This window comes from uncultured Microbacterium sp. (assembly GCF_963521695.1).
Taxonomy (GTDB): Bacteria; Actinomycetota; Actinomycetes; order Actinomycetales; family Microbacteriaceae; genus Microbacterium.
Map to the genome: position 1 here is coordinate 1 of NZ_CAUQWC010000299.1, position 3,338 is coordinate 3,338.

At 71.7% G+C, this 3,338-nt stretch carries 2 protein-coding genes and 1 pseudogene; 1 reads left to right on the forward strand and 2 read right to left on the reverse strand.

Annotated elements, in window-relative coordinates; all coding sequences use genetic code 11:
- Window positions 1-21: 21 nt before the first annotated feature.
- Window positions 22-975, forward strand: coding sequence for a squalene cyclase (locus RWP81_RS15495; protein WP_314457611.1), 954 nt, complete (start codon window positions 22-24; stop codon window positions 973-975).
- A gap of 46 nt (window positions 976-1,021) precedes the next feature.
- On the opposite strand, the gene RWP81_RS15500 is transcribed toward RWP81_RS15495, so the two are convergent.
- Together RWP81_RS15500 and RWP81_RS15505 are read right to left on the reverse strand one after the other, a co-directional pair.
- Window positions 1,022-2,005, reverse strand: coding sequence for an LLM class F420-dependent oxidoreductase (locus RWP81_RS15500; RefSeq protein ID WP_314457613.1), 984 nt, complete (start codon window positions 2,003-2,005; stop codon window positions 1,022-1,024).
- A 170-nt stretch (window positions 2,006-2,175) separates the two neighbouring features.
- Window positions 2,176-3,338: pseudogene (locus RWP81_RS15505) on the reverse strand (hypothetical protein); the annotation flags it as partial.

Genomic DNA, 3,338 nt, shown 5'->3' on the forward strand with positions numbered 1-3,338 from the left:
ATCCGGGCGTAGCCTGCGCGCATGAGCGACGACGACGTGCTGGCGTGGCTGGCCGACAGCGACCCGAGCCTGCGGTGGAAAGTGGAGCGCGACCTGCTCGACGCCTCCGAAGGACAGTGGCAGGCCACCCGCGCCCGCGTCGCGCGCGAGGGGTACGGGACGCAGCTGCTCGCCGCGCAAGGGGAAGACGGCCTGTGGGCGGGTGGTGCCCACTTCCCGGCCGACTACCGCGGCGAAGAAGCCGGCCAACCCTGGACGGCGACGTCGTGGTCGCTGATGAGCCTGCGCGAATGGGGAGTGGATGCCGACGCCCTCCGGCCCGACACCGCCGGCCTCCTGCGACGCAACGCGCGGTGGGAGTACGAGGATCTGCCCTTCTGGGACGGCGAGGTCGACGCGTGCATCAACGCCTTCACCCTCGCCAGCGGCGCGTGGCTGGGGGCGGATGTCAGTGGCATCCGGAACTGGTTCGTCGAACATCGCCTTCCCGACGGCGGGTGGAACTGCGAGTGGGTCGAGGGGTCGACGAAGTCGTCGTTCCACTCCACGATCAACTCGGTGATCGGAATCCTCGACGACGAGCGGCGCACCGGCGGGACGCCCGAACTGCACGCCGCCCGCAAGGACGCCGAGGAGTACCTGCTCGAGCGGCGCCTGCTATACCGACTGTCGACCGGTGAGCGGCACGTCTGGGCGCATCACCTGGGGTATCCGTTCCGAGCGCGCTTTAGCGCACTGCGCGCCCTCGACCACTTCCGCGCCGCCGCGCAACATGACGGCACCGAGTCCGACCCTCGCCTTGCCGAGGCGGTCGAGCTGGTGCGGGCGTCCCGCGACGCCGACGGCACCTGGCACCAGGCCTACCCGCCGGAGGGACGCGAGTGGTTCGCCATCGACGTGCCCGCCGGAGAACCGTCGCGCTGGCTGACATTCTTCGCGCTGCGGGTGCTGCGTTGGTGGGACGCCGCCGCCTAGCGAGGCGGACGGCGCCCTCGCACGGGCGACGAACGACAGGGGCGGGTCAGAGGTGCGGAATCACCTCGCGTTCGAACAACGAGATGCCGGATGTGTCGTACGCCGCCTCGGGGAAGTAGTGGATGGCATAGCCGAGGCCGTGCTGAGCGCGGGTGCGCAGACGCTCGACGATCTGCTCGGGGGTGCCGAACCCGTCGGAGGAGCGGTAGTCGGCCTCGATGGCGTCGGCCCGTTCGTCGCCCACGTGCGGGCGCAGGCGTGCGACGACCGCGGCCAGGCGATCGGACGCCTCGGCCTCGGTCTCGGCGACGATCGTGTTGAAGTTCGTCGAGCGGGTGATCTCGCTCTCGTCACGGCCGAGCGTCTCGCAGTGCCCGCGGAGCACCTCGGACTTGTGGTCGAACTCCTCGAGGGAGCCGCCGAAGTTCGTGTAGGCGGCGTACTTCGCCGCGATCTTGAGCGTCACCTTCTCGCCCCCGCCGGCGATCCACAGCGGGATGCCGCCGGCCTGCAGCGGCTTCGGCTGCACGATGGCGCCGTCGACCTCGTAGTACTTCCCCGAGAGGGTCGCCTCTCCCGTGGTCCAGGCCTGGTGCATGATCTCGACCCCCTCGCGGAGACGCCCGAGACGCTCGGCGATGGGCGGGAAGCCGTAGCCGTACGCGCGCCATTCGTGCTCGTACCACCCGCCGCCGATGCCCATCTCGGCGCGACCACCCGAGATCAGGTCGACGGTGGCGGCGACCTTCGCCAGGTATGCCGGATTGCGGTAGCCCATGCACGTGCACATCTGCCCGAGACGAACGCGGTCGGTGGCCGCGGCGAAGGCGGCCATGAGCGTCCATGCCTCGTGCGTCGCCTCGGCGCTGGGCACGGGTGTGGTGTGGAAGTGGTCGTAGACCCACAGCGACGCCCAGGGACCGTCGTCGGCGCTCTGCGCGAGCGCGTTCATCACCCGCCAGTGGTCGGCGGGGTCGATCCCCACGAGGTCGAAGCGCCAGCCCTGCGGGACGAAGATGCCGAATTCCATGGGCTCACCCTAGGCGCGGCCACCGACACCGCGGCCCGTCGATCGCGAACTCGCCGCCTCCGGTCGGGGCGACGGCGCGCACGACCTCATCGGGGCGCACTGCCTCCGCCCGTCCCCACGGACGCGACGGACGACGCGTACACCGCGGGGCGAGGCAGCGACCCCGTCGGCTAAGCGGGTGCCGGCGGCCGTTGCCACGGCAGCGCCCGCGTCATGCTCATCACGGCGATGACGCCCAGACCCAGCGCCGCAGCGGAACCGAGCAGCGGCAGCGTCAGCGCCCCCAGATCCTGACGTGCCTCGGGCACGAGGCTGACCGCCTGGGGCTGCGTCGTGAGCGGCGAGCTCGCGGAGAGGAACTGCTGCGCCGACATCGTGGGGTCGATCGCGGCCGGAGCCCGACGCAGAGCGTTGCCCGGCACCGGTGCCGCCGACGACGATGCCGCAGCGGGTGCGGGAGCGGCGATGGGCGCCGACGACGAATAGCTCACCGTGAGCGGCGACGCCGGCTTGGCGGCATCCCGAACCCCGCCTGTCGTCAGCCAGTATCCCTGCTGCCCCGTGAGGCGGTGGAAGTCGACGAACGACTGCGGGAACGACCCCCAGTACGCCTCATTGGTCGCCGCCCGCGCCACCTGGCCGGCTCCCCCGCTCGCGACCCCGAGGTACTGCGGGGTGACCGTGAAGCCCCCGGCGCGTGAGACGTCGGCCGCACGGATGTCGGCCAGCACGACGGTCTGCGCGGCGATCGGACTCCATTTGGTCATGTCGTCCATCGAGGTGCCGAAACCGCTCGCGCTGGCCGTGAGCTGTCCGTTGCCCGCGGCGTCGAGCACGAGCCGCGGATCGGTCACGCTCCAATACGTCATGCCGCCGTAGAAGACCACGGTGAACGCCCCCGACCAGGAGATCTCGACAGCGCCCTCGCGGCGCGTGCCGGTGCCCCCGTCCATGACGACCTGATTACCCGACGTGCTCGCGGTCGACGACACCGAGACGGCGGAACCGCGCGCATCCAGGCACTTCGTCGCCCAGGTCGCCGCCGTCCAGGCTCCGGTCGCGGTGGGCTTCTCGATCCGTACCCGGCCGTCCTCGGCACGGTACAGACCGTCGCCCTCGCCCCACACCCGCGCACCGCCGGCGTCGCCCGCCCGGCCCGCGCTCAAGAAGTTGCATCCACCCGCGAAAGCCCCACCGCCGGCCTCGGCGTTGAGCCCCCACCGCAGCTGCGCGTCGATGATGCTCCCGTCACCGCCCGCCGCGCCTCCGGGGCCGGGACCCGTCACGACGATGTCGCCGGGGCCGGCAGCGACCGCGGGGGCAGCGCTCACGC

What these genes read in the sequence shown, in the direction of transcription:
- RWP81_RS15500 (WP_314457613.1), bottom strand. Translation starts at nt 2,005, where the DNA reads ATGGAATTCGGCATCTTCGTCCCGCAGGGCTGGCGCTTCGACCTCGTG.
- RWP81_RS15495 (WP_314457611.1), top strand. Translation starts at nt 22, where the DNA reads ATGAGCGACGACGACGTGCTGGCGTGGCTGGCCGACAGCGACCCGAGC.